At 46.7% G+C, this 26,264-nt stretch carries 18 protein-coding genes and 1 riboswitch; of the genes, 3 read left to right on the forward strand and 15 right to left on the reverse strand.

The genetic code is table 11. The annotated features are described in order from the left end of the window. Positions 1–119: 119 nt before the first annotated feature. From WBS51_RS05480 to WBS51_RS05490, 3 genes are read right to left on the reverse strand one after another with little or no spacing between them, the layout of a single operon-like run. Positions 120–2,408, reverse strand: coding sequence for a xanthine dehydrogenase family protein molybdopterin-binding subunit (locus WBS51_RS05480; RefSeq protein WP_291682537.1), 2,289 nt, complete (start codon positions 2,406–2,408; stop codon positions 120–122). Beyond that, entirely contained in the window at positions 2,405–2,875 is a 471-nt protein-coding gene (locus WBS51_RS05485) for a (2Fe-2S)-binding protein (protein WP_173748166.1), read from the reverse strand. Before WBS51_RS05485 ends, WBS51_RS05480 begins: the two co-directional genes overlap by 4 nt. Then, positions 2,865–3,686: an FAD binding domain-containing protein gene (locus WBS51_RS05490; protein ID WP_294460648.1), complete on the reverse strand. Its 822-nt coding sequence runs from the start codon at positions 3,684–3,686 to the stop codon at positions 2,865–2,867. The genes WBS51_RS05485 and WBS51_RS05490 overlap by 11 nt, the downstream gene beginning before the upstream one ends. A gap of 158 nt (positions 3,687–3,844) precedes the next feature. On the opposite strand from WBS51_RS05490, the gene WBS51_RS05495 reads away from it, so the two are divergent. Further along, the gene (locus WBS51_RS05495) at positions 3,845–5,215 is read left to right on the forward strand and encodes an MATE family efflux transporter (protein ID WP_294460651.1); all 1,371 of its coding nucleotides are present in this window, start codon (positions 3,845–3,847) and stop codon (positions 5,213–5,215) included. 98 nt (positions 5,216–5,313) lie between these two features. Next, on the forward strand, positions 5,314–5,964 hold the full coding sequence (locus WBS51_RS05500) for an SH3 domain-containing protein (protein ID WP_173748161.1): 651 nt from the start codon (positions 5,314–5,316) through the stop codon (positions 5,962–5,964). An 82-nt stretch (positions 5,965–6,046) separates the two neighbouring features. Here the strand turns inward: WBS51_RS05500 and WBS51_RS05505 are convergent, their stop codons facing one another. From WBS51_RS05505 to WBS51_RS05555, 11 genes are all read right to left on the reverse strand, one after another. Further along, on the reverse strand, positions 6,047–6,805 hold the full coding sequence (locus WBS51_RS05505; RefSeq protein ID WP_294460654.1) for an ABC transporter ATP-binding protein: 759 nt from the start codon (positions 6,803–6,805) through the stop codon (positions 6,047–6,049). Next, on the reverse strand, positions 6,802–7,866 hold the full coding sequence (locus WBS51_RS05510) for a FecCD family ABC transporter permease (RefSeq protein ID WP_294460659.1): 1,065 nt from the start codon (positions 7,864–7,866) through the stop codon (positions 6,802–6,804). The genes WBS51_RS05505 and WBS51_RS05510 overlap by 4 nt, the downstream gene beginning before the upstream one ends. 13 nt (positions 7,867–7,879) lie before the next feature. Then, complete coding sequence (locus WBS51_RS05515; RefSeq protein WP_294460662.1) at positions 7,880–8,986, reverse strand: ABC transporter substrate-binding protein; 1,107 nt, start codon at positions 8,984–8,986, stop codon at positions 7,880–7,882. Between the two features lie 134 nt (positions 8,987–9,120). Beyond that, positions 9,121–9,312: riboswitch (cobalamin riboswitch) on the reverse strand. Positions 9,313–9,359: 47 nt separating this feature from the next. Then, positions 9,360–10,367 (reverse strand): aspartate--ammonia ligase, encoded by a 1,008-nt coding sequence (gene asnA, locus WBS51_RS05520; protein ID WP_294460665.1) that lies wholly within the window; start codon positions 10,365–10,367, stop codon positions 9,360–9,362. Positions 10,368–10,467: 100 nt separating this feature from the next. Beyond that, positions 10,468–13,362 (reverse strand): glycosyl hydrolase 115 family protein, encoded by a 2,895-nt coding sequence (locus tag WBS51_RS05525; protein WP_294460668.1) that lies wholly within the window; start codon positions 13,360–13,362, stop codon positions 10,468–10,470. Positions 13,363–13,461: 99 nt separating this feature from the next. Continuing rightward, positions 13,462–15,150, reverse strand: coding sequence for an extracellular solute-binding protein (locus WBS51_RS05530; RefSeq protein WP_294460672.1), 1,689 nt, complete (start codon positions 15,148–15,150; stop codon positions 13,462–13,464). A gap of 48 nt (positions 15,151–15,198) precedes the next feature. Beyond that, positions 15,199–16,074, reverse strand: a complete 876-nt coding sequence (locus tag WBS51_RS05535; RefSeq protein WP_180211090.1) for a carbohydrate ABC transporter permease — start codon at positions 16,072–16,074, stop codon at positions 15,199–15,201. A gap of 14 nt (positions 16,075–16,088) precedes the next feature. Next, entirely contained in the window at positions 16,089–17,039 is a 951-nt protein-coding gene (locus WBS51_RS05540; protein ID WP_173748153.1) for an ABC transporter permease, read from the reverse strand. Positions 17,040–17,067: 28 nt separating this feature from the next. Then, positions 17,068–19,050: an alpha-glucuronidase family glycosyl hydrolase gene (locus WBS51_RS05545; RefSeq protein WP_294460676.1), complete on the reverse strand. Its 1,983-nt coding sequence runs from the start codon at positions 19,048–19,050 to the stop codon at positions 17,068–17,070. A gap of 192 nt (positions 19,051–19,242) precedes the next feature. Then, the gene (locus WBS51_RS05550; protein ID WP_173748149.1) at positions 19,243–22,674 is read right to left on the reverse strand and encodes a glycoside hydrolase family 2 TIM barrel-domain containing protein; all 3,432 of its coding nucleotides are present in this window, start codon (positions 22,672–22,674) and stop codon (positions 19,243–19,245) included. A 4-nt stretch (positions 22,675–22,678) separates the two neighbouring features. Continuing rightward, complete coding sequence (locus WBS51_RS05555) at positions 22,679–24,538, reverse strand: sialate O-acetylesterase (RefSeq protein ID WP_173748147.1); 1,860 nt, start codon at positions 24,536–24,538, stop codon at positions 22,679–22,681. 241 nt (positions 24,539–24,779) lie between these two features. Between WBS51_RS05555 and WBS51_RS05560 the strand changes: the two genes are divergently transcribed. Further along, entirely contained in the window at positions 24,780–25,112 is a 333-nt protein-coding gene (locus tag WBS51_RS05560; RefSeq protein WP_173748145.1) for an antibiotic biosynthesis monooxygenase family protein, read from the forward strand. A gap of 14 nt (positions 25,113–25,126) precedes the next feature. On the opposite strand, the gene WBS51_RS05565 is transcribed toward WBS51_RS05560, so the two are convergent. Continuing rightward, entirely contained in the window at positions 25,127–26,053 is a 927-nt protein-coding gene (locus WBS51_RS05565) for an AraC family transcriptional regulator (RefSeq protein ID WP_302702705.1), read from the reverse strand. Between the last annotated feature and the right edge of the window lie 211 nt (positions 26,054–26,264).

Consider the following 26,264-nt stretch of genomic DNA (forward strand, 5'->3'; position numbering starts at 1 on the left):
TTTGACGCTTTGTGATTATACTCAAAAAAGCGTCTAATTATAGTCAAATTTTAACTGCCATTCGGCATTTTTCACTTTCTGCTTCTTTCTCACTCCGTATTTTTCGGCATTTTCACGCTTTAACACTTTGCATTTTCAGCTAACGCCATGGCAATTTTTTCCGGTTTTATGGGCATTTCCTGTACGCGGACACCTACGGCATGATACACAGCGTTGGCAATGGCCGGACAAGGGGTGTTGATAACGATTTCTCCGATAGACTTTGCGCCAAAGGGGTGGGATTTCTCATAACTCGGGGCAAAATCCACCCGGATTTTCCGAATATCCGTACGACTGGGAATCTTATACTGCATAAAGGAATTGTTCCGCAGCTGTCCCTTTTCATTATATTGGATATCCTCGTACAAGGCCATACCGATTCCCTGAGCCAGACCACCCTCGGTCTGCACTCTTGCCAGATTTGGATTAATCGGGGTTCCGCAATCCACCACTGCCACATAGTCCAGTAGTTCCACACTTCCGGTTTCCTTATCCACTTCCACTTCTGCCATACCTACCATAAAAGGCGGCGGGGAAATTTTAGAAGAACGGTTCACTGTCACATGGAGAGATTCATTGTTTCCGCAGGTTCCCCTTACGGCAATGTCCTGCAGAGAGACTTCTCTTTCCCCATCCAGTGCATAAACTCTCTTTCCGTCAAAATCCACATCTTTTGCTGCCAATTCCAGCATTTCCGCTCCCAGCCCCTTAATTTTTTCTCTCAACTGTCCGCAGGCATCTGACACAGCCATTCCCGTTACATAAGTGGTTGCAGAAGCATAGGAACCTGAATCATAGGGAGAAATATCCGTATCCACACCAAACACTACAATATTTTCCAGTTCCGTTTCCAACACATCTGCTGCCATCTGGGCCAAAATCGTATCACAGCCGGTTCCCATATCCGTAGCGCCAAGACTCAGCGTATAGGAGCCGTCCTCCCCCAGCTTGATGGTTGCGCCGCCTACATCCACGCCTGCAATGGCAGAACCCTGCATGGCCAGAGCAACCCCTACACCGCGGACTTTTCCATTGCCCATATCCCGGCGGGGATATTTTTCGTCCCATCCCATCATGGCTTTTGCCTTTTCCATACATTGATCCAGCGTACAGCTGGTTACCCATGGACTTCCGTCGTATCCGATAAATTTTCCGCCTTCTTTTGACATATTGATTTCCCGGAAACGCACGGGATCCATATTCATCTGCTCTGCCAGTTCATCCACGGCCGATTCCACAGCAAAGATTCCCTGGGTCGCCCCGTAACCCCGGTAAGCGCCTGCAGACATATGGTTCGTATACACCACGTCATAAGCAAAACGGTATGCTTCTGTATTTCCGTACATGCCAAGAGGCTTGTGCCCGGACAGCCCTACCGTTGTAGGACCGTGCTCTCCATACGCACCGGTATTGGATAACGTATAAATATCAATCGCTTTTAAAATCCCCTGCTCATCAGCGCCCAGACGCACAGACACTTCCATTTCATGACGAGGGGAAGAACAAATCTGGGACTCATATCTGGAAAAAATCATTTTTGCCGGACGTTTTGTTTTCAAGGTTACAAGAGCCGGATACACTTCTGCTACCGAAGTCTGCTTGGCTCCGAAGCCTCCGCCGATTCTGGGCTTAATAACTCTTACATTAGAAGCGCCGATACCCAGGGCACGTCCCAAAATTCTCCGGATATGAAAAGGCACCTGAGTGGAAGCCACCACATTCAGTCTGCCGAAATAATCCAGATACGTATAGGCGCGGAAAGTCTCCATCATGGCCTGCTGATTGGCTTTTGTATGATAGGTTTTCTCCACCACATATTTACATTCTTTTAGCACAGCATCCACATCTCCCAGCGTTTCCACCTTAGATGCACAGAGATTCCTCTTATTGTCCGCCCCCACAGGCACCTTGGATTCCCAGTTTTCTTCCGGGTGCAGCAGCACCGGATTATCTTTCGCCTTATGAAAATCCAGTACGGGCTCCAGAAGTTCATAGCGCACTTTGATGATTTTCATGGCCTTGTCTACTGCTTTTTCTGTTTCACCTGCCACAATGGCCACCGCATCTCCCACAAACCGGATATGACGGTCCAGAATCAGACGGTCATAAGGGCTCAGTTCGGGATAAGTCTGTCCGGCAAAGGTAAATCTCTCCTGAGGCACGTCTTCATAAGTAAGAATACAGGCAATGCCCGGCACTTTTTTTGCCGCCTCCGTGCGGATTTCTTCAATCATGGCATGGGCATGGGGACTTCTTAAAACCTTTACAATCAGACAGTCCTTTGGAGCCAGGTCATCGGTATACACCGGTTGTCCCGTTACCAGAGCCTCTGCGTCTTTCTTTTTCACAGGCTGATTTACATAACTCATTTCTGCGCGCCTCCTTCCTTTTTATACTGCAAAAACTTCAAAATACTTCTGGTCTGTCCCATAAAGCCGGAGCAGCGGCACAGATTTCCTGCCAGATATTCGTGAATCTCTTCCTCAGAAGGGTCTTCCAGTTCTTTCAGCATGGCAAACACATTCATAATAAAACCGGGATTGCAAAAGCCGCACTGTTCTGCGCCCTCCCCTGCAAGAAAATCCCCAAATTCTTTCGCTTCTTCCTGCATGCCTTCCAGCGTTACCACATGCTTTCCTTCTGCTCTTGCTGCCAGCATACTGCAGGAAAGAACCGGCCTTTCTTCCATTAATACCGTACACAGCCCACAGTTTGCCGTCTCACAGCCGCGCTTTACGCTATAGCAGCCTAAACTCCGCAGCACATCTAAAAGCAGCGCATCCGGCTCTGCCTGTATCTGTGTTTTTTCGCCATTCAGCCAGAATTTAATTTCCATTGTCCATACCTCCTGCTGCCAACAGCGCCCGTTTCACCAAAACGCCCACCAGATGGCTTCTGTATTCCTTAGAAGCGCGCATATTGCCTCCTGTTTTCACCCTTTCCTTTGCATACTGTGCAAAAGAAACTGCGGCCTGCTCCTGCGCTTTTAAATCTTTGCTGCAAAAATCTTTTAAAATCCCCTGTTCATCCTGAACCAGTCCGGCTCTTTGGGGACAGGCTCCCACAACTGCCCGTGCTTCCCCGTCTGCAAAAAGTCCCACACAGCAAGTCAGCACCGGGAAATCCGTACTGCTGTTTCGCTGGCTGAGATAAACCGTTTTTATCGGTCTTTTCTTCACAATCACCCGAACCAGAATATCTCTGTCCGGCTTTTTCTTTGCGAAATCTTCCAAAGGCACAATTCCGCCTTTATACAGTTCCACGTAAGAATCCATAGCCAGGAACATGGTCAGCACATCAGAAAATCCATATCTGCCAAAAATGCTGCCCCCCACAGTGGCACAGTTGCGAAACTGCACTCCCACAATATGGCGCAGACTCTCTTTCACGGCTCCCTGTGTGTACCCTTCCAGCCCTTTATGGGTTTCCAGGGTTCTCAAAGATGTCATGGCTCCGATACGGAACTCCTCTTCTGTTTCTTCTATCATATCCAGGTCCAGTCCGGACAGGTCAATGGCTGTACTGATATTGCGGTTTCCCATTTTCAGCCAGACCATACCACCAAGTACGCAGGCGGTTTTCTTCTGATTTAACAGATATGCCTCTTCCAGGTCTTTTACCTTTACATACTCTTTAATCTTTAACATTGGTTTTCCTCTCTGATTTTACATTTAACTCCAGTATAATACAGAGATTTTAGAAGTGGCAAGTATTTTCTCTTTCCTTTTTGCGAAAGTCGTATTAAAATGAATACAGTCTATGTCTGTTTTTTGCAGATACAGAGGAAAAGAAGGAGATTTTGAACATGTCACATACTACTGATTTGGGAAAAGACAGAATTCCCATTCTGGTTCTGAAACTGGCCATTCCCTCCATGATTGCCCAGTTTGTTACGGTTTTGTACAGCATTATTGACCGTATGTTTATCGGAAATATTCCGAAAATCGGGGACGCTGCGCTGGCCGGCGTAGGGGTCTGCGGCCCTATTGTCACTTTACTGACTTCTTTTGGCACGCTCATTGGCCTGGGCGGTTCTATCCTCATGACCATGCGCATGGGTGCCGGAAGGAAAAAACAGGCGGAGTCCATACTGGCTCACAGCTTCGCCCTGCTGGTGGTTTTTTCTGCGGTGCTGACCGTACTGTTTCTGGTCAGTAAACGGTATTTGCTAAACTGGTTCGGGGCAAGCCCTGCAACCTTTCCCTATGCTGACTCCTACCTGACGATTTATACGGCAGGAACCTTTTTTGCCCTGCTGGCCATCGGGCTGAATTATTTTATTACCTGCCAGGGCTTTCCGGCCATAGGCATGATAACCGTTCTTATCGGAGCCGTTACCAATATCATTCTGGATCCGGTTTTTATCTTCGTTCTGGATATGAAAGTTGCCGGAGCAGCCATTGCCACCGTTATCGCGCAGTTTGCCTCCTGCGCCTTTGCTTTTTGTTTCCTCACAGGGAAGAAAATTCCCATAAAGATTACGCGGCTTCGGAAGAAGACATTTTCTCCCCTGATTGTGAAAAAAATTATTGGTCTGGGAATTTCCCCGTTTCTGATTCTGGCTACGGACAGCGTGATTATCATTGTACTGAATACCGTTCTTCAGAAATACGGCGGCCCTAAAGAGGGCGATATTCTCATTACCTGCGCCACCATTGTCCAAAGCTACATGATGCTGATTACCGGTCCCATGCTGGGAATTTCCAGCGGCACCCAGGCCATTTTAAGCTACAATTACGGAGCCAGAAACATAAAACGTGTAAAGAAAGCGGAAAAATATGTCTTAATTCTCTGCCTGTGCTTTACCACGCTGATGTTCCTGCTTTCCAGAATCGTGCCGGAATACTTTATACGGATTTTCACCAAAGATGCCCTGCAGCTGCAGCTTTGCACTTGGGGAATCGGTGTTTTCACCCTGATGATTATCCCCCTCAGCTTCCAGTACGTCTTTGTGGATGGGTTTACCGCTCTTGGAAGAAGCAAAACAGCCCTGGTACTTTCCCTCTGGCGAAAGGGAGATTACATGCTTTTTACCATTGTACTTCCCATCTTCTTTGGAGCCAAAAGCGCCTTTTATGCCCAGCCTCTTGCAGACGGTATCGGCGCTGTCATGTCCACCATTGCGTTTCTGTTGATTTTTCGGAAACATCTGGAAAAATGGGAAGCACAGCCTTGAGTGTTTCTCTTTTCCTTGCGTCATAATTTTGTTATTTGACTGATATATTATTTTGCTGTATATTATTTTCAAATTCTACCAAACAGGAGGTCTTGTTTATGGCAAAACAGTTCTCAAAAAAATATGCCCTGCTGCTTTTCACCATGGGATTTCTCTTTTTGTCCGCCTGCGGCAAGGATAAAGAGGCCCAGGAGGAAGCGGAGCTGGATGCAGTATCCGCTTCTGTAAGCGGTACATTAACCAGCTTCACGGGCTCTGAACTTTCTCTGAAAACAGATAAGGGAGAAAAACTGACTTTTGACAACTGCTCTGACGCCAGCCTGGAACTGGAAAACGGCATTATTCCCGGCAACAGCGTTACCATTGTCTATGTGGGCGCAGTAACCGACGGGGATGCCAGCAAGGCAAAGGTACGGAAAATTATCTCTACAGATGACAATTCCGGTGTCCTGAACCTGGCTGAAAAGGCAGAGGAAAACCTGACCGGTATCAGCGGCTCTGCTATTACCAGCGAAGACGAAGGACAGGACGAACCGGCAAGCGGCGTATCCGTAGAACAGACCAGCGGCACCGGCACCATTGTCAGCAGTGTAAACGTCCGGGCCGATGCGCAGAGCGGTTCTGAAATTCTGGGACAGTTAGACGGAGGAGCTTCTGTAAGAGTTACGGGTATCTGCGAGAATGGCTGGTATCGGATTATTTATGAAAATCAGACAGGATATGTATGGCAGGATTACATTTCCTATTGACGAAAAGAGGCTGCCGCATGCAGTGTACAGCAATCCGAAATCTTCTTGCTATACACTGAATGCGGCAGCCTCTTTTTCTTTACTATTTCTGAAACAGTACGTGAAGCTGTCCCGCACTGTCGTATACAATTTCCGTTTCCACACGGTAAATCTTTTTGATAAATTCTGCAGTCAATACTTCCTGGGGAGTTCCCTGCCCCACGATTTCCCCGTCCTGAAGCACATACAGCCGGTCACAGAACATGGCAGCTATATTTAAATCATGAACAGCGGAAATCACCGTAACCTTCAGATTTTTCACAATCTTCATCAACTGTATCTGATGGGTAATGTCCAAATGATTGGTAGGTTCATCCAGTATCAGACAGGGCGTCTGCTGTGCCAGGGCTCTTGCCAGAATCACTCTTTGCTGCTCTCCTCCCGACAAAGTAGAAAAACTCCGGTTCGCAAAACCTTCCATTTCCACGGTCTCAAGGGCCTTTTGGGCTATCTGAAAATCTTTGGCATTGTCTCTTTCCATGGTCTTTTTGTGAGGCGCTCTTCCCATAAGCACCACTTCCATAACGGAAAAATCAAAATTGTAATAATTGTGCTGTGCCACCACAGCCATTTTTTTTGCTGAATTCCGGATACTGATACCGGAAAGTTCTTCTCCGTCCAGAAAAACCTGTCCTGCATGAGGCTTTAAAATGCGGTAAATACACTTTAAAAGCGTGGATTTTCCACTTCCGTTTGGCCCTATGATTCCAATAAATTCTCCGGTGTTTCCGTTTATGCTGACCCCTTTTAAAATCTCCTGTGCCCCATAAGACAAGCGGATATTTTCCGTTGAAAGATTCATTCCCGTCCACCTCCGAATCCATAGGATTTCCTTGCCATAAGGTAAATAAAGCAGGGCGCTCCAATCAGAGAAATCAGAATACTCACCGGAAGTTCTGCGTTTTTCAGGATAATTCTGCACACTACATCTGCCCAGATAAGAAACACCGCCCCGGAAAGAGCGCTTAAGGGAATCAGCCTTTTGTGGTCTGTTCCAAAGAGCATACGCATGGCATGGGGAATCACCAGCCCTACAAAACCTATCATACCTGCCGCACATACCGTAAAGCCTACCATAAGCGCAGACAGCAGCATACAAAAAATTCTGGTTGTATGCAAATCCGTTCCCAGCGTAATGGCCGTTTCATCGCCTAACAGCATAAGGTTCAGCTTCCGGTACTGACTCCAGAACACAGCAGAGATAACCAGTATCATGGGCAGCAGTATCCGGATATTGTCCCAGTCTGCAGAAGCCAGACTTCCCATACTCCAGTATGTAATTTCTGCCGTAGCGTTTTTATCCTGGGCAATATAGATAATGAAGTTGGCAAAAGCCGCGCAGACCGAACTCACAGCCATACCTGCCAGAATCAGTTTTCCGGCATTTGACCGGCCTCCCATGCCGGATATAAACAAAACTGCAAAAGAAGCCAGCACAGCCCCTGCAAAGGCCAGAATACCTACCGCATTGTCACCAAGAGCGGAACCAACTCCCAGCATAATGGCCAGCGCCGCTCCCAGATAAGCCCCGGAAGATACCCCCAGTACATAAGGGTCTGCCAGCGGATTTTTCACCACAGCCTGCATAACAACACCGCAAATGGAAAGTGCCATTCCTACCGCAGCAGCCAAAAGAACTCTGGGAAACCGTATGAGCCATACCACATCATGCACAGCTCCCCCGGAATACTCGGACAGAGCATCTATATGAAAAATTTCGTAAAAAATAACGCGATACACTTCTTTTATAGAAATATCTGCATTTCCAAACGTAATGGAGGCCAGTATTGAAAATACCAGCCCCGCCACCAATGCAAGGACAGCCACCCTATAAGCAGAAGTTTTTAAGCCCTTCTTTGTCACAGCACCTGCACCTCTATTCTCCTAATTTCAAATCCGGATAAAGTCCTTTTGCAATGGTTTCAATACCGTCCTGTGTCCTTGTTGCACTGGCATACATTTCGCTGAGCATAATGGGTACCACTCTCTGATTTTTCACTGCATCCAGACTTGCATAAGTCTCGTCCTCCAGGAGTACATTCAGCTTTTCCTGCTTCACCGTTTCCGGGTCATCTCCGGAATATGGCATATATACTACAAAAATCACATCCGGATTGGCGGTAATCACATCTTCTTTTCCGAGAGAAGAACCATCCGGATTCGCCAGTGTTCCCCCAAGCTGTGTTACCATATCTCCCGCAAGAGAGTCCTGTCCATAATTGGTAAATCCGTCCTTTCCTGATTCCAGTACCAGCACGGAAGGCTTTTCCGTCTCTCCCTTTGTCTCCTCTTTCACGGTTGCTATGGTATCCTTCATTTCATTTACAATTCCTTCCGCCTTATCCTGTACATCGAAAATCTTTCCCATGTTCAGAATATCCGTATATTCATTCTCCAGAGATTTTTCTGCCACTGCCGTGTTGCTGCTGATGTATACATTCGTTCCCTTGTCAATCCATTCCTGTGCGTCTCCCAGTGTTTTGTCTCCGAAAAGAGAACTCCAGGAAAAAATCATATCCGGCTCCAGCATGGTAACGGTTTCCTTAGAGGGTGTAAATTCATCTAAATATTTCACCTTGGAAAAAGCGGATTTCTGTGCTTCGGGAACCTCATTGTCCAGACCTGCCGTGGCCGCAAGATGGTCTTCCAGCCCCAGCTCCAGCATGGTTTCTATACAGCCCTGATACACAGCCAGCACTTTTTCAGGCGCTTTTTCGTAAGTTGTGGAGTATTCCTTTCCATCTTTACCGTAAGTGGTAATCGTCAGCGGATATTCCGTCTTTTTCGTATTTTCTGTCTGTGGGTCTTCCTCTTTTGCGGAAGCACTGTTCTCTGCCTGGTTGTCTTCTTTAATACTTTCCGCGCTTCTTCTCTGTTCCTCTGTACTGTCGCTGCTGTTTCCCTGGCAGGCAGTCATTCCCATTGTCATACCTGCGGCCAGTAAAATGGCGGTCACTTTGCTGCATACTGCTTTTTTCTTCATTGTCGTACTGCTCCTTTCGCCTTTCCATCCGCGTAAACGAAAAGGCCTGCCTTTCCTGTAAAAAGAAAAACAGACCTTTTCTTCCGCAAATCCCTCGCCTGCGGTTTTATAGATGTGCACTTTTACCCGGAAGTTTCATCTTTTTCTGCCAAGCAGGTCTCCTGACTTACAGCTCCTCATCTGCTTCTGCCTTCTCACATATTTGTATGCAATGGCGTCTCTGAAGCAGACTCCCTGTTTACAGTGGCCGGACCGTCGAAGATTCTCACTTCGTTCCCTTTTCAGATAATTTCGCAAAATTATTCACTCAACAGAACCATTCTTTGTTTAAACATCCTTAATCTAACACATTCCGGCAAAAGTTGCAAGAAAGTTAAAGAATTTCGATTCCCGCCTTTTCACAGGCTTTCAATGTCTCTTCATCCCAAAGAGAGGCCTGTACCTCTCCCACATGGGCTTTTTTCAGAAGCAGCATACAAATCCGGGACTGTCCGATACCGCCGCCAATGGTCAGAGGCAGTTTTCCCTCCAGCAGCATTTTGTGGAAAGGAAGATTTCTTCTGTCATCACAGCCTGCTTTGGTAAGCTGCTCATCCAGGGCTTTTTCGTCCACACGAATTCCCATGGAAGAAATCTCCAGCGCACACTGCAGAGGTTCGTGCCAGAAGAGAATATCACAATTTAATTTCCAGTCGTCATAATCCGGCGCTCTTCCGTCATGTTTCTGCCCTGAGGCCAGCACATCTCCAATCTGCATAATGCACACGGTTTTATGCTCTTTTGTATAGGCATTTTCCCTTTCCTTTGGTGTGAAATCAGGGTATAAATCTTCCAGTTCCTGTGTGGTAATAAAAGAAACTTCTCTGGAAAGCTCTGTGTCCAAATGCTCATACTGGTATTTAATTTCATCCAGGGCATTACAGATGGCACCCACAATACGATTCACTGTATTTTTCAGGTATTCCGGATTCCGGTCTTCTCTGGTAATGATTTTTTCCCAGTCCCACTGGTCTACATAAACAGAATGCAGATTATCCAGTTCTTCATCCCTGCGTACTGCGTTCATGTCGGTGAGAAGTCCCTTACCTACATGAAAATCGTAACGGTACAGCGCCATACGTTTCCATTTCGCCAGAGAATGTACCACCTGTGCATTTACTCCTGCGTCCGGAATATCAAAGGTAACCGGGCGTTCCACGCCATTTAAGTCGTCGTTCAGACCAGAAGCCGGGTCTACAAACAGCGGCGCAGTCACCCTCTTTAATTTCAGTGCCATACACAGCTTTTTCTGCATAAGATTTTTAATGGCACCGATTGCTTCCTGCGTTTCGTATCTGGATAAACAGGACTGATAATTTTCCGGTATGATTACTTTTCCCATGTGCTTTCCTCCTGTAAGATTTTACGTTTTTATAGCATTAAAATACTATGCTTAGTTTAATACAAAAATCAGGAGATGTAAATATGGAATTTTTCCATAATTACTTTTCTATCCCCAGATAGCTGTCCTCCATTTCCGCATCTCCTTCCAGCACCACAAGCCTTTCCAGCACAATCCCCGCTTCCCCCGCGTACACGGTAATACGGTTGAGGCCTTCTTGTAATGAAATTTCCATCTCTGCCACATGCTCCTGGTTCAGCACAGCGCGCTCCCAGGCAGCGCAGTCGTTATCTCCGCCTTTATACCTGCTGTCTGTAAGCACAAGCTTTTGTATCTCGCCGGCATTGCAGGAAATGCCCACCCGCAGCTCTCCTCCGTACATCAGCGGATTAGCCGGAGATGTAAAAAGGCGCAGCCTGCCTTTCCCTGCGCTCCTGCTCCAAAGCTCATAGGTCAGAGAAGGCGCGTGCAAATCTCCATCAAAGGCAGCTGTCACAGGAAATACCTTCATACCGCTTCCATATTTCCCAAAATCCGTCAGCAAACCATATTCAGCGGCTTCGCCCTTATAGTCCCCGGCCTTTTTCTCCGCATAATTTACCGCGTCTATGGCAAAAATCCCTTTCCTGCTTATGGCTGTATGCCCAGGCAGAGCAGGCAGTTCCTCTCTTTTCGCCCTTACACACACCGGAACCTTTTCTTCCCCTGCCACCACATAAAAAGTACAAGTCTTTTCCTCGCCAGACAGTTTTTCCCTGTCCACAGTCAGGAGAACACAGTCCTGTAAAGCTGTTTTTCCCTCTTTTTCAGAAAACAAAAGCCAGTCGCAGGTTTCTTTTATTTCCCAGCAGATTTCCCCCTGTCCTCCATTGGCAATCTCCAGTCCCACTTCTTTGCTGTTCTCCTCCAGAAAATCCTCAATAACCAGAGGAGTGGGAAAATACTGATTGGTAAAATGTGCTTCTTCATCCCAGCGGGATACCACCAGTCTGGGTGTCTGGGGCAGGCGCAGGACGTGGCGCACCGGATATCTCCAGTCCTCACTGTTCCAGTTGGTAAACCCGATGTGCAGCGCCATTTCCATACCTGCCCATTTTCCTTCTGCAAATGCGGCCATCTCCTGTGCCAGCGCTTCATCCCGCTCTATGCACTGCTCCATTTTCTCTCCCATCAGATTGGCAATGGCTTTTCCCTGACGCGCATAAAGATGGTTAAATCCTGCATATAAATGCATCTGCAGCAAATTCGCAGAAGCCGCCGCCGGATAGTAAACCATACTGTAATAAGCCTCTTCACAGCGTCTTCCTTTCAGCGCTTCTCTCAGCCTTTCATTGGTTTCCTCTAATTCCTCACACCGTTTCCGCATACGGCTGCCTTCCCGGTAATGTACCGGATGATAGACTTCACTGCTGCAGGATTCCGGACGGCGCAGATGATTCAACCGGATATATTCCTCCACCACATTTTTTATGCTGTTTCGTTCTTCAGGAGAGGTTTCCGGGCCAAACTGCTGCTGAACCCATTTTTCCGTATAAGCCTTAGGGCTTTCCGGATGGGCGCTGCCCCAGGTATCAAAGTCATAGGCCATTTCCATAAAATAGTTCAGCGGGTATTCCTGAAACTTCAAATCTCCCACATTGACAATCCAGAGTTCCCGGACGCCATATGCATAGGCCTCTGTCATCTGCTCCCAGATTTTTGTAAGAGGCACTGACGCCACCCACTCATAGGAAACCGGACCGCCATGGTAATCCAGATGATAATACATGCCAAAGCCGCCCTTGCGGCTTCTCTCCTCCTCTTTTGGCAGAGCGCGCATATTGCCGAAATTATCTTCGCAGAGCAGCAAAGTAACACCCTCCAATTCTTCAAAGTGTTCCAGTCCTTCTGCCTGGTTGTCCCCGAAATAATAATCTTCCACTTCCTTATACACAGCAAAGAGCTGTGGAATCTCTTCTTCCTCCTGCAGATATTCCCGAATCAGAGTTCTCTGGTCCGTCAGAATGTCCTTCAGCACCCGGATATTGTCCGCCACAGAAGCCTCTCCCATCATCTTGCTGTCTCTTTCTCCTCTCATGCCAATGGTGGGAAATACATGATGTCCCCTGCTGCGCAGAAGCCCGTCTTTCCAGTATTCCAAAAGCCCTTCCCGGTTACTTAGATAACTCCAGTCCCTGCCGTATTTCTCTCCTTTTACCATGTCCCATTCCTCACTGGAACGCATACACGGCTCATGGTGGGACATGCCGATATAAATTCCATAGGAATCTGCCAGTTCCATAGACTGCATTCCCGGCCCGTCCACCAGGAAAGAAGACGTCCACATGGCCGGCCACAGGTAATTTCCCTTCATGCGCAGAAGATATTCAAACACCTTGTCATACATCTCTGCTGTAAAGCCGCCGAAATGCGAAAACGTCCAATTCCCAAAACAGGGCCATTCATCGTTAATAAAAAATCCTCTGTATTTCACAGACGGCTCTTTGGAAATCCGAGGTTGTTCCGGCACTGACAGACACAACTGCTTTTCCTTATTCTGTAATTTCTCTTCGTCTTCTGTACTGCATAAAAATACTTTTTCATAAGAAGGGGCTTTCACATCTCCCCAGTAATGGCAGGGAGACACTCCCAAAATCTCTGACAGATGAAACAGCCCGTATATGGTTCCCAGGCGGTCACTTCCATATATGACCAGACAATTTTCTATGCCCAGAACCGGCCTGTCTGCGAGAAAAAAGCCATATACCTCTCGCTTTCCTCTGACCTTTGCCAGGGCAGGAAACTGCTTCTCCAGCCATAGGGAAACCTCCCCTTTGTCTGCAGAAAGCGCAAGAATCCCCTGCTCATAGAGCCCTCTCTCCCCTGTAACCAGCGGACAGCAGCCAGCCACCGTTTCCACATCTTTTGCCACCTTCTCTGCAATTCTTACAATTCCCTTCTCCTTTTCAGCCGGAATACAAAAAACCATTTCTTTTTCTCTGGAAAATTCTACCATGCTCCTACATCCTCCCGTATACAGAAAGAGGGCCGCGCATAACCCTCAAGTTCTCCTGATTCTTATGCGGCAGCCCCTTACTCTGCGTATTGCTCTTTCTTAATAACCTAATGTATCTTTTGTTCTTTCAAAGATTTCATTTGCCTGGTCTACATATTTGGTGCTTCCCTTGCTCTCACAATCTGCCACATAAGCATCCCAGTCTTTGTCTAAATCTCTCTTGCCGGAAATGAATTCCAGTGCTGCGGTATTGACATAGTCCATGAGAGACACCTTAATCAGGTTCATCTCTTCTTTCTCCAGCTCATCAGCCAGTACCGGAGGCATCAGTTTTGCATTTTCCTTATTGGCGTCAATTCTTTCGTTCCACTCTTTCTCACCTTCTGAGAATTTGGAGTACTGTAACTCCTTGGAACCGCCGTATGCGAACACACCGCCGCCGAAACCGTAGTCTACGTTTAACTGTTTTTCCGCACCTGGATTAATGCCGTTAAAGTAAATATCCGGATTCAGTGTAATGGTACCGTTTGCATCTTTGGTATAAGTTTCTCCTTCTACACCCCACAGACAGAGTGTCTGACCTTCGTCAGAGTACCACAGCCAGTCAATGAAACGCAGCATTTTAATGAATTCTTTTTCGCCCAGTTCTTCCAGCGCATTGGTAGTAATCATAATACCATTCTCAAGACGTCCTGCATAACTGGATAATTTCATCTGTCCTTCCGGACCTCCCGGTGTTGTCATAAAGTATAAATCAGCGCCGTCTACCTGCATCTTGTTCTGAGACTGAATATCTGCAACCTGCTGATAGTTTACTGTCAGCACATAGGATTCGCCTCTGTAGAATTTCGCCTGTGCCTGTGCACTGTCCTGTGTAAAGGTCTCCGGGTCTAAAATTCCTTCTTCATACATTTTGTTAAACAGTGTCAGATATTCTTTGTACTCGTCTGTGGTATCTGCAAAGTAAAATTCATTCTTGTCAAAGTCAAATTTCATACCGTCCTTTAATCCCCAGTCACCGCCGTCCTGGGAATTACCGCCGGTTACACCATACACGCTTGCTGCCAGGTTCATGGTACAGCCAAACTGATACTGGTCAGACCATACATAATCGCTGCCTGTATACTCTTTTACTTTCTTTAATGCCTGATAAAACTCTTCCCAGGTCCAGGTAGGCTCTGTAGACATGTCCACACCTGCTGCCTCGAAAACATCCTTACGGATAAGGAAAGAATAGCCGCCTGCTGTGGTCTCCCACATACCCGGAAGTCTGTAATATTTTCCGTCAGAGGCCAGAATCTGTTTCAGGTCATCTTCCAGGCCCCATTCTTCCACACATTTCTGGTAGTTCGGCATATACTGTACCCAGTCACTGATAGCCACAACCTGTCCACTGTCTTCGTATGCCTTGGAATCATAGATTTTGGGTACAATATACGGTGCGTTTCCACTATTTACAGACGCGGATACCTTATCGTTGTAGTCTGTTCTTGCAACCGTAGTCAAGTCAAAGGTTACGTTTGTCTTCTCTTCAATTGCGCTCCAGAGCAGCCAGTCGTCCTGCATTGGATAGTTTTCATGGTCAGAAAACATCATAGAATATGTCACCGGTTCGTCAGAATGGAAGGTTTCTCCCTCTCCGTAGGTGTAGTCCAAATCCTTGTCGGCTTCTTCTGCGGACATTGTAGGGCCATCTTCTCCCTTAGAGCTGCTGTTTCCGCCGCAGCCTGCAAGTGTAGTGCCTGCCATAAGCAGACTCAGTGTCAATGCAATCACTCTTTTTTTCATTTACTCTTTCCTCCTCTTATTTTTCAACGGACTGTCCTGCCCGTTTCATTAACCTTTTACTGCACCGATTGTCATACCCTGTACAAAATATTTCTGTACAAATGGGTAGACACAGATAATCGGAATGGATGTCAGCACCATGGTTGCTGATTTTAAAGTCGCCTGTACACTGCTGGCCTCTGCAGAACTTCCGATTTCCGTATTGTTTGCCCCTTCTACCAGCTGTCTTACCCAAAGAGCAATGGGCCATTTATCTCTGGAATCCAGGTACATCATAGGTGCAAACCATTCGTTCCACATACCTACCATATAGAACAGAGCCATAGTTGCCAGAATCGGTTTGGACAACGGAAGAATAATCTTTACAAAAATACCGTACACGCCCATACCATCAATGGAAGCCGCTTCCTCCAATTCTTCCGGCAGCCCTGCGAAGAAGGACTTCATAACCAGAAGGTTGAAAGTGCTGATAGCGCCCGGAAGAATAATAGCAAGCATACTGTCCTGCAGCCCCAGCCACTGTGTTACCAAAATATAGTTCGGAATAATACCGCCTGTAAAATACATAGTGAATACCACAAACGGTGTAAAAAACTTATTCAGCCGCAGTCTTGGTTTGGACAGCGGATAAGCCAGCAGCGCGGTACCGATAACCGAAATAAGCGTTCCTACCACAGTATAAAGAATGGTATTTCCGTAATATTTAAAGAAAGAATCATCTTTTAAAAGGTACTTGTAAGTATCCAGTGTAAAATCTACCGGAAAGAAGGTAACCTGGCCTGCGCTTACTGCCGCATCGCTGCTGAAGGACTGTGCAACCAGATATACAAATGGATATAAGGTAATAAACAGTATAAGAATCATAAGAACTGTATTAAATACCTGAAAAACTCTGTAAGATTTTGATGGTTTTATACTATTCATGTTTACACTCCTTTCTACCACAGGGATGTTTCTGTAAGTTTCTTGGACAGGAAGTTGGCTATACTAACCAGTATCAGCCCCAGAAGACCTTCAAACAAACCTACTGCAGACGCATAACTGAAGCTTCCCTGGCTGATACCCATTCGGTATACCAAAGTACCGATGATGTCGGCTCTGCTCTGTGTCATTGGATTGTACAAAAGCAAGATTTTCTGCATATTTCCTGAGGTTACAATGCCTCCGATATCCATAATCAAAAGCGTCATAATGGTTGGCAGGATTCCCGGTATGGTAACGTGAAGAGCCTGCTTGAATTTGTTGGCCCCGTCCATGGAGGCTGCCTCATAAAGTTCGGTATTAATACCGGTCATGGCTGTCAGGTAAAGAATGGTGCCCCAGCCAAGCGCCTGCCATACACCGGAAAGGATATAAATGGCATCGAACCATCCGGGTTCTGACATAAATGCGATTTTGTCTCCGCCTAAAGAAGCAATGAGCTGGTTAATGGGACCGTTAGAAGCCAGAAGTTCTTTCACCATACCGCACAGCACAACAAGAGAAATAAAGTGAGGCAGGTAGGAAACCGTCTGTACCGTCTTTTTCCACCATTTCTTTCTGATTTCATTTAAAAGCAGGGCAAAAATCAGGGTTGCCGGGAAACGTACCAGAAGGTATCCGATACTTAACCGCAGGGTGTTCCAGAAAGCCTGCCAGAAATCCGGGTCTGTGAGAAACTGTTCAAAATAACGGAATCCCACCCAGTAATCACCTAAGATATTGGAACCGCCCCGGTAACGGCGAAAGGCAATGATGTTTCCGATTACAGGTATGTACTTAAAAATTACATAGTAAAGAATGGGAATTACCAGAAAGGAATACAGTTTCCATTCTTTTCTTACATGTCTCAACAGGGAATGTTCCTTGTATTTGACTTTAGGCTGCTTTTTTTCTTTTGTTTTTGTCATATCAGCACCACGTCTCCTTCCTCTTCTCTTAATAAATCGTTCTGTGCTTCTCATCCGGAATCATGCTCTTGCGGTAAAAATAGGAATTAATCTGGTCCCGCCATTCCTTTGCATGCTCTTTCTGATGTGCCAGACGTTTCTGCACTCGCTCAAAAACTTTTGTTTCTATTTTTCCTTCCAGGGAATCCCAGAGGTCTGCCATATAGGCCGCCTCTTCGGCGCCTTCAAAATGTGTGTCGTAAATATGCTGAATCATGGTCTTCCCTGTCTTCAGCTGATAGGTGTACGGAACATAGTGGAAAAACAGCAGAAGTTCTTCCGGACAGGTCTGCACATTTTCATACATGGAAGCATTTGGCTCCCGATACTGCTGTGCGTAACCGGTTCCTTTTTTACCCCGGCAAACTCCCATCCCCAGGTGGTCGGCCCGGTGGTAAGTGCCCCATCGGTCATATTCGTAGCCGTCTACATTGGGACCATAGTGGTAATTGGGGTTTACCATCCAGCCGATTCCCAAAGGAGAGGTATACTTTTCATAAGTCTTCCAGGACATCATCAGCATTTGCAAGATCTTTTCCTGTACTTCCCTGTCATGACCAAAGGTACAGACAATCCATTCTTTCGCTATCTCTTCTGCGGAAAGGGAGGTGTTGAAACACAGTCTGCCGAATCCGAAGAAATTGGCTGCCGCCAAATCATGCCCTGTCCAGTTCTCGTCATTTCCGGTGTTGACCACTGCTGCGATTCCGCAATTGGTGTTTCCCATGGTTTTTCCTGTCACAATGTCTTCCACCGTATCCCTGTCTTCCTGACAGTAAGTACGGAACTTTAACACTTCCTGAAACATGGGAATGAGGTAACAGACATGTCTCTGCTGCCCTGTATACTCCTGTGCAATCTGTACTTCCAGCATTTCATTGGTCTTTTCCATACCTCCGAAAAGCGGGGATACCGGCTCTCTTACCTGGAAATCCATAGGCCCGTTTTTCACCTGCAGGATAACATTTTCCCTAAACTGTCCGTCCAGAGGCCTGAAGTTGTCATATCCTGACCTGGCACGGTCTGTTTTCCGGTCTCTCCAGTCCTGCTGACAGTTGTAAACAAAACACCGCCAAATAATCTTTCCATGATAGGGAGCCACGGCATCAGCCAGCATGTTGGCTCCGTCTGCATGGGTTCTTCCGTAAGTGAAAGGCCCCGGTCTTCCCTCGGAGTCAGCCTTTACCAAAAAGCCGCCCAGGTTGGGAAGTCTGGTATAGAGCTCCTGCATTTTATCGTTCCACCACTGCTGCACCGCTTCCTTACAGGGATCTGCGCTGTCCAGATTTCCCAATTCCATAGGCGCTGCAAAGTTCAGACTCAAAAACAGCTGAATTCCGTAAGTCTCAAAGATTTCGCTCATCTGCTGCAGTTCCTTCTGGTAAACCTCATCAATCAGCCAGGTTGCCCGGTCTTTCACGTTCACATTGTTAATCACCACTCCGTTGATTCCCACAGAAGCTGCCAGTCTGGCATATTCTCTGGTTCTTTCATTTACCAGAATTTTATTGTCTTCAAAGAAAAACGAGTTTCCCGAATACCCTCTTTCAATGGAACCGTCCATGTTGTCCCAGTGATTCAACATTCGGAGGGGAGCGGAAGGCTTCTCTGTTTTTTCTTCCGCTGAAAACTCTTCTTGGGTCTGCAGCATACGGATACAGGCGAAGCTGCCGTAAAGCAGTCCCTTTTCCCCTTGGGAAGTCACAGTCAGTCTGCCGTCCCGGCACTGTATTTTATACCCCTCTTCTCCCAGAGCATTATCCTGCTCCTTTTTCAGAAGAATTCCTGCTTCCTCTTCCTGTCCGGTGATTCCCATATCCATACCGCAGATTTCTTTCACTGCTCTTTGCAGTTCTGTCACAGCGGCTTCTATGGTCTTTCCCCATGTATCTGCATAAATCTTGCTGCCATTCCAGGGTATTTTCAACGTATGGTTTTCTTTATAAGACAGCCATGCACTTTCATATCCCATCTCTTTTCCTCCTGCTGCTTTTGTTCAACTTTCACGGATTTATTTCATTTTTCCTGTTATGTTGTACACTTTTTTGCTTTTCTAAGATATATTATAGGTGATATTTTTCTCTGGCACTCACCTATTATTGCCAAAATTTATGCAGATATTGCGTGATGTTTTGAGGTACTGCGCAAATATTGTGCAGATTATTTACTTTTCGCCCTGTTTTTTAAAGCAAAACCAGCGGAAATCAAAGCTGCTGCCCGGAAGAAAGACAAAACTGACGGTTTTTGTCCCATATACCGGTTTTAAGACAAACTCCTGTGTTTCCTGTCCTCCTGCAAATTCCAGCATCTGCCGTTCTTCCTTTCCATCACTGATAAACCGCACAATGATGGTATTTTTCTCCAGAGGTGTGGAGCCGCACAGAATCAGTTTTCCTGCCCCTTGGTCTCCGAATTCCAGATTTTCAAATTCTATGGTTACATTATTTCCGATTTTGCAGATAGCCTCCTCCTGTCTTTCAAAACTATCCCCGTAAATCCGGTCGCACTCTGTCACCGGCACCTGCTGCCATGCCCGGTTGTACTTCTTAAACCGGAATCCTTTTATATGAAGCTTCTCTTTTACCACAAAGCAGATTCCCGTAACGCCTTTCAACCGTTTGTTCAGCTTATAGACTGCCTCCTGGTACACATTCCACATCTTTGGCTTCTGATAAATCACATCCGCAATCAGCTCTCCGCCTTCTTCCGGAATCCCCTCATAAATCTGAATTTCATAAGGGTCATCCGTAAGAGCAAAAATAGGAAGGATAATTTCGTCTGAACCGTAAGGGCCAAAATCAATATCCCGAAAGCCTACCTGGCTCTCCCCGTCTCTGGCTGTGGCAACCCCGTGCTCATTGCCGTTTCCGATATCGCCTTTGCTGTAGTTGTAAAGTCCGGCGCTGACAAACTCATAGGGATTGGTAAAAGCCGTTCCCAGTCCGCTTATCATAAACTCCAGCTGAGAAATAATTCGTATCTTATCGGTTCCGCATTTGGACATACAGCGCAGACGGAAGGAGCCGTCACTCTTGGCCCGCACCTTCACTTTCCGTCCATCCGGCTCAATTTCTGCGATTTTCAGCGGAATACCTCCGTCATCCACCACACTCCAGAACACTTCCCGGTCTGTGGCATTTTCCGGGCAGAGATAAGCCTGTACCTCCGTTTCCAGATTTTCTGCATACAAATGCAGACCATTGCTGCTCACCATGCGGATATTGCGCACAGGAATTTCTTCTATAGGAACCGGTTTTTCTTTTGTCAAATCTTCCCCTGCCAGATAAGCCAGAGGACTGATACCTTCTCTGACCTCTGCCTGTACCACAGGTATGGATACCACCGCAGGTTTCAGTCCCGGCGCAGTAACCGTCAGCTTCAATACTCCCGGCTCACATCCTGCCTTGCACACAGCCAGCAGTTTTCCGGAAAACAGACGTCGGCTGTAATCTTTATATCCATCGGTATCCGTGCTGTCGCCATTGTCCGTACCAGCCAGTGCGCCTGCACCTTCCACAGAAATATGCACCCGGTTGTTGGCATTTTCCACAGGATAACCGTTTTTATCTTTTACGGAGATCTCTGCAAACAGCAAATCCTCTCCATTTGCCTTCAGCTCCTCACGGTCGCATTTCACACAGAGCTCTGTGCCTTCTCCAAAAGAATACCGCACTTCCTTTGCAATGATTTTTCCGGTCTCATCACAGGCAATAGCACAGATTTCTCCTTCCTTATAAGGAAGCTGCCAGTGGCCTGTAAGGTCTGTGCCGTGTTCATGGTCAATAGAAAAGGTTCCCTGGGTCTTTCCGTTGAAGAAAACCTCCACAACCGGGGCATTGGAGCATACCCGCAGGTCAATAAACTGCCCTTCGTTGAAATCCCAGTACGGGAAAATATGTACCATGGGGTTTTCCCGGTAATCCGTCCAGCCCGCCTGATAAATATAATAGGCATCTTTTGGAAATCCTGCAGTATCTATCTGACCAAAGTAAGAATTTCTGGTGTGATACGGCGTAGGCTCTCCGATATAATCAAACCCGGTCCACACAAATTGCCCGCAGGAAAATTCGTGGTCTCTTTCTGCCAGCAGGCAGGCTTCCGTAGACTCTGCTCCCCAGCTTGTGGTGGAGTTTCCCAAAGAAGAACACTGCTCATCTTCATCGGCCAGCACAGACTGCTGGTAAGGGAAATGGTAAATTCCACGGCTCTGTACAATGGACCCCGTCTCGCTGCCGTAAAGAATCCAGTCCGGATGTTCTGCATGGTGTTTGTCGTAATATTTTTCTCCATAATTATAGCCTGCAATTTTTACAATATCTGCACACTTCTGCGCATTTTCCCAGGGCATATAATTAGAACCAATGGTAATGGCTGCATTCTTTTTCGGGTCATATTTCTCTACTTCGTCCATCAGTATTCTGGTCCACTCCTGGCCCTTTTCACTGATATGGGTATCATAAATCTCATTTCCGATACTCCAGAGAATCAGACTTGGGTGATTCCGGTCTCTCTTCACCCAGGATTTTATGTCCCGTTCATACCACTGCGGGAAAAAACGGGCGTAATCATAAGGTGTCTTGGAAGATTCCCACATATCAAAGGATTCCGATACGATTAAAATTCCCATCTCATCTGCCATTTCCATAAGGTCAGGAGCGGGCATATTGTGGGAAGTCCGCACTGCATTGACCCCCATGTCCTTTAAAATTTCAAACTTTCTTCTCATGGCCTGGCTGTGGTAAGCTGCTCCCAGACAGCCCAAATCGTGATGTTCACAAACACCCTGCAGTTTCACCTTTCTGCCGTTTAAAAGAAATCCTTTGTCCGGGTTAAACCCAAGGGTACGAAAGCCTACCGTCTGTATCTGGCTGTCCAGGATTTCTTCGTCTCTTTTCAGCCTTACCCGCAGTTCATAGCAGTGGGGATGTGCAATGTCCCAGACAGCCGGGTCTTGTACCGTACACTGAAAGAGAACTTTGCTCTCTTTGTCTGCTTCTGTACTTTTTTCATTTCCCGTGAGCATGCTCCACGCTTCTGTGCCCTTTCGCCGCAGCGCATAGTCCAGCGTAAGATTTCTGCCCACAATTTCCGTCTCGATTTCCACATTCCAGCAGTTGTTTTCCAGAAGTTTTCCACTGAAATAGATACCGTCAGACACAAGATGTTCCCTGCCTCTGGTTTTCAGCCATACATCACGGTAAATCCCTGCCCCGGAGTACCAGCGGCTGTTGGGCGCCTGGAAGTTTGCGGATACCAGAAGTTCATTTTCTCCATTCTGCAGAAATTCTGTAATTTCCACCTCAAACGTGGAATATCCGTATTTCCACTGACAAACTTCTTTTTTGTTTACATAAAGGGTACTGTCCATGTAAATACCGTCAAAGCGCAGAACTACCTGCTCCCCTTCTTTCTTTTCCCAGGAAAACTGCTTTCTGTACCAGCCAGTTCCGTCCTCATACAAGTCCTGTGCCTGATAAATCAGCCAGTCATGGGGAATTCCCACAGGCTGAAAATCCTCTTTGCGTGTTTCCATTTCCTCTAAAGAAGTATGCAGCGGCTGCTTGCTGAACTCCCAGTTATCGTTAAATAATCTCATATGCCTAACGCTCCCTTCTTTCTGTTTCTCTGCAAAACGGCCCTGCCGGCAGTCCCGCCCGGTTGTACAGAAGTTCTTTTCCCGGCGCGGATTTCCATGCATACCGCACTGCTTTTACCGTTTCTGTATCTTGACATTTCAGTATCACCCGGTTTTCGCAAACCAGTCCCGGTACGCTCTGTATGTTTCCTTTTTCATCCATGATTTCAAAAACCTGTTCCAGCGTCTTTCCCTGAGGCTCCAACGCATTCCCGTCTCTGGTATCAAACTGTAGTATCCAATCTCTTTCCTGCTGTTTTATCTCCTCCAGTACAGGGCCTTCCCATACCACATTTTCTTTATAAATCAAGCTCTGCGCCGCCAGAAAGGCTCTTCGGGCCACCCCTTCTTTATTCAATGGGTGCAGGTCATAATCTTCTCCCAAATCCAGATTCACGGTCACCGCCGTGTCACAAAGTTCTCCTGCCCGGCTCTGTGCCTGCCGGATTTTCGGCCAGGCCTCTCCCGGCGCAATATCCACATCACAGTTTGGAAGCTGGATAATGATAAAGGGCAGCTTTTCCTGTTTCCAGTGCGCTCTCCAGTCCCTTATCATGTTTTTTAAAAGTGCTTCATAAGAATCCGGCGCCACGTCATTGGATTCTCCCTGATACCAGACCGCACCTTTTACCGTATAGGGCAGACAGGGGGCCGTCATTCCCTGAAACATGACCGAAGGTATACGGCTGAAGAAAATCAGTTCCTGTCCCGGCTGGGATACCGCCCGAATCTGGCAGTCCCAGGTTCCTTCCAGAGGAATGCGCACTCCCGTCTTTGTCACAAGTTCATAGGCCTTTTCCGGCGTTACCCTGCCATTTCCTTCCCGCACCACAAGGCGGATTGCAATTTCATTTTTTCCCTTTTTCAAAAGTCCTTCGGGAATCTGGTAGCGGCGGGGCGGATAGCGGTAGCCTGTCTCACCTACCATTACTCCGTTGATATAAGTCTTATCGCTTTCTGTCAAAGTCCCCAGACGCAAAAGCCCGGCCTCACCTGCGCCTTCCGCTATCTCAAACTCTCTTTTCAGCCATACCAGACCGGAAAAATGATCCAGTCCCTGGTCTGCGAAAATCCCCGGAACCTGCAGTTTCTGCCAGGGCGCCTCTGCCGTCTTTGTTTCCTGCTCTGCAAGAGCCTCGTGCCACTGCTTCTCCCGCTCGTCCTGTCCTTTCTGATACTGTTCCCGAAAGCCTTTGTCCCGGTAATACGCGGTCTTTGCCAAAAGCTCCGGGTAATCCTGCAGCCCCTCTCTGCTTGTCCAGGCCTCTGCCGGAGTTCCTCCCAGACTGGTATTGATGATTCCTACCGGTATCTTATATTTTTCTTTCACAAATTTTCCGAAAAAGTAGGAAAAGGCAGAAACATCCTGTAATTCTTCTCCCATGCAGGTATGCCAGGCCCCTTCCCGGTGGTCCTCAAGCGGCGCAGTAAACTCTGCGTCTTCCACAGCCTTATAAACGAAAATCCCCGGACATCCTCCTTTTGCAAATTCCTCCGGATAGCGCTCCTGTACCCGGTTCATAGGCAGTTCCATATTGGACTGTCCTGCGCAGACAAACACATCTCCTACATACACCGGTGTCACTTCCTGCATTTCTGTGCCTGCCTGCAGCTTTAATGTAAACGGACCGCCCGGCAGCAGATTTTCCAGGTATGCTTCAAAGCGTCCCTGCGCGTCTGCCAAAGCGCTTCCATTCTTTCCCTGTAACTGAATCTGCACCTCCTGTCCCGGGTCACACCAGCCCCAGACTCTGGTTTTCTCTCCCCGCTGCAGGACACAGCCCTTCTGCAGCAATTTCGGAAGCCTGATTCCATATGTACTCATATATTCCACACTCCTTTAACCTCTTCTTTGTCTTACCTTTTCCCTTTCCGGCATAGTTTTTCCATTTTCTCTATCATATCCTGTTTCTGTCTGATACACCGCTGAAATCTTGCCTCTTTCTGTGCATTTCTTGCTTTTTTCTGCTGAAATATATTTAGTTTTTGTGCAAAACGGCAAAGTAGACGATTATCCTGCCTTATGGTAAAATAAATAACAGACAGAAACAAACGGAGGTAAAAAAATGGCTATTACAGTGAATATTTATTACAGCGGAAAAAATGGAAATGCGAAAAAATTTGCAGAAGAAATGATTGCAAACGGAGTGGTGGATGCTATTTGTGCAGAAGAAGGAAATCTTCGATATGAATATTTTTTTCCCATGAAGGATAAGGAAACCGTGCTTTTAATTGACAGTTGGAAAGACCAGCATGCATTAGATGTTCATCATGGCTCCCCTATGATGACAAAAATTGCAGAACTTCGGGAAAAATACGACTTACATATGAAAGTAGAACGTTATATATCTGAGGAATCCGGTATTCCGGAGGCAGATAAGGCTTTTATAAAAGAGTAATCTTTCGGGAAAGATTACTCTTTAGAAACAAACAGCTTATTTCTGTATTCGCTGGGCGAACATCCTTTCATGGTCTTAAATGTCCGGTTAAAGGCGCTGATAGAGGAAAAGCCTGACTGCATGGCAATGTCCGTCACACTGAGCACAGTGGTATAGAGCAGCTCCTCCGCTTTAGTAATCCGTCTCTCGTTCAGATATTCATAGAACGTCATATCCATACACTGTTTGAAAATTCTGGTGAAATGGAATTTGGAAAACCCACTGACAGACGCCACCTCTTCCAGCGTAATATTTTCCTGATAGTGCTGGTTGATGTAATTACAGGCTCCCATAACAGTCTCCATATACTCCTTATGCTTCGTCGCCTGACCGTCCGACACAATCTCATTTTTCTCATACAGCCCTTCCATAACCACTCTGCCCAAAGTCACAAACATTTCAATCAGCTGGGCATAGATAAGGGATTCCCGAAACGTCTTCTTCTCATCATATTCCGTCACAATCCTGTCCATTCTGCTCCGCACAAATTCATACAGTTTTTCGTCCTTTGCATCATAAGGAATATACACAATGGGAGGCAGCAAAGCCAGCAGGGTCTCCATTTCCTTTACTGAATACAGCAAAGAAGCACTGAACTGCAGGATAATTCTTTTGCCTGTTTCCGGTGCTTTCAGACTGTGGAGTACTCCGGTATTAATAATAATTACATCATTTTCTCTAAGTTCATAATTTTCCTTGCCTGCGCAGACCGTATAACCATTTTCCACAGGCATAATCATCTCAATCCCGGTGTGCCAGTGTTCAGGATAATCCTCATATTCATCATTATGAAACAGCCGGATTCCCAGAGAATCTCCGTAGTTAATGGTTTCATACATTCCGTCTAATATTTCTATCATCGTTTCTTCCACCACCTTTTTCTGCTGCCATGATTGTAACATACTTTCTTATGTTGTACCAACATATTATTGCAAATAGGCTTTTAGTTCCTGTACCTTTGTGCCCGGATAATGAAATCTCACAGATTTACCTAATCATGACCACCCGTCCAACGGGTGGTTTGCTCTAGGGCTATAAGCCCTTGTTACTAGGCCAGCGTCTCAAGGCGCTGGCTTTCTCTTTCGGCTATGGGAATTCTGTTTACACATCCTT

This window comes from Blautia acetica, from assembly GCF_038739805.1.
GTDB lineage: Bacteria > Bacillota > Clostridia > Lachnospirales > Lachnospiraceae > Blautia.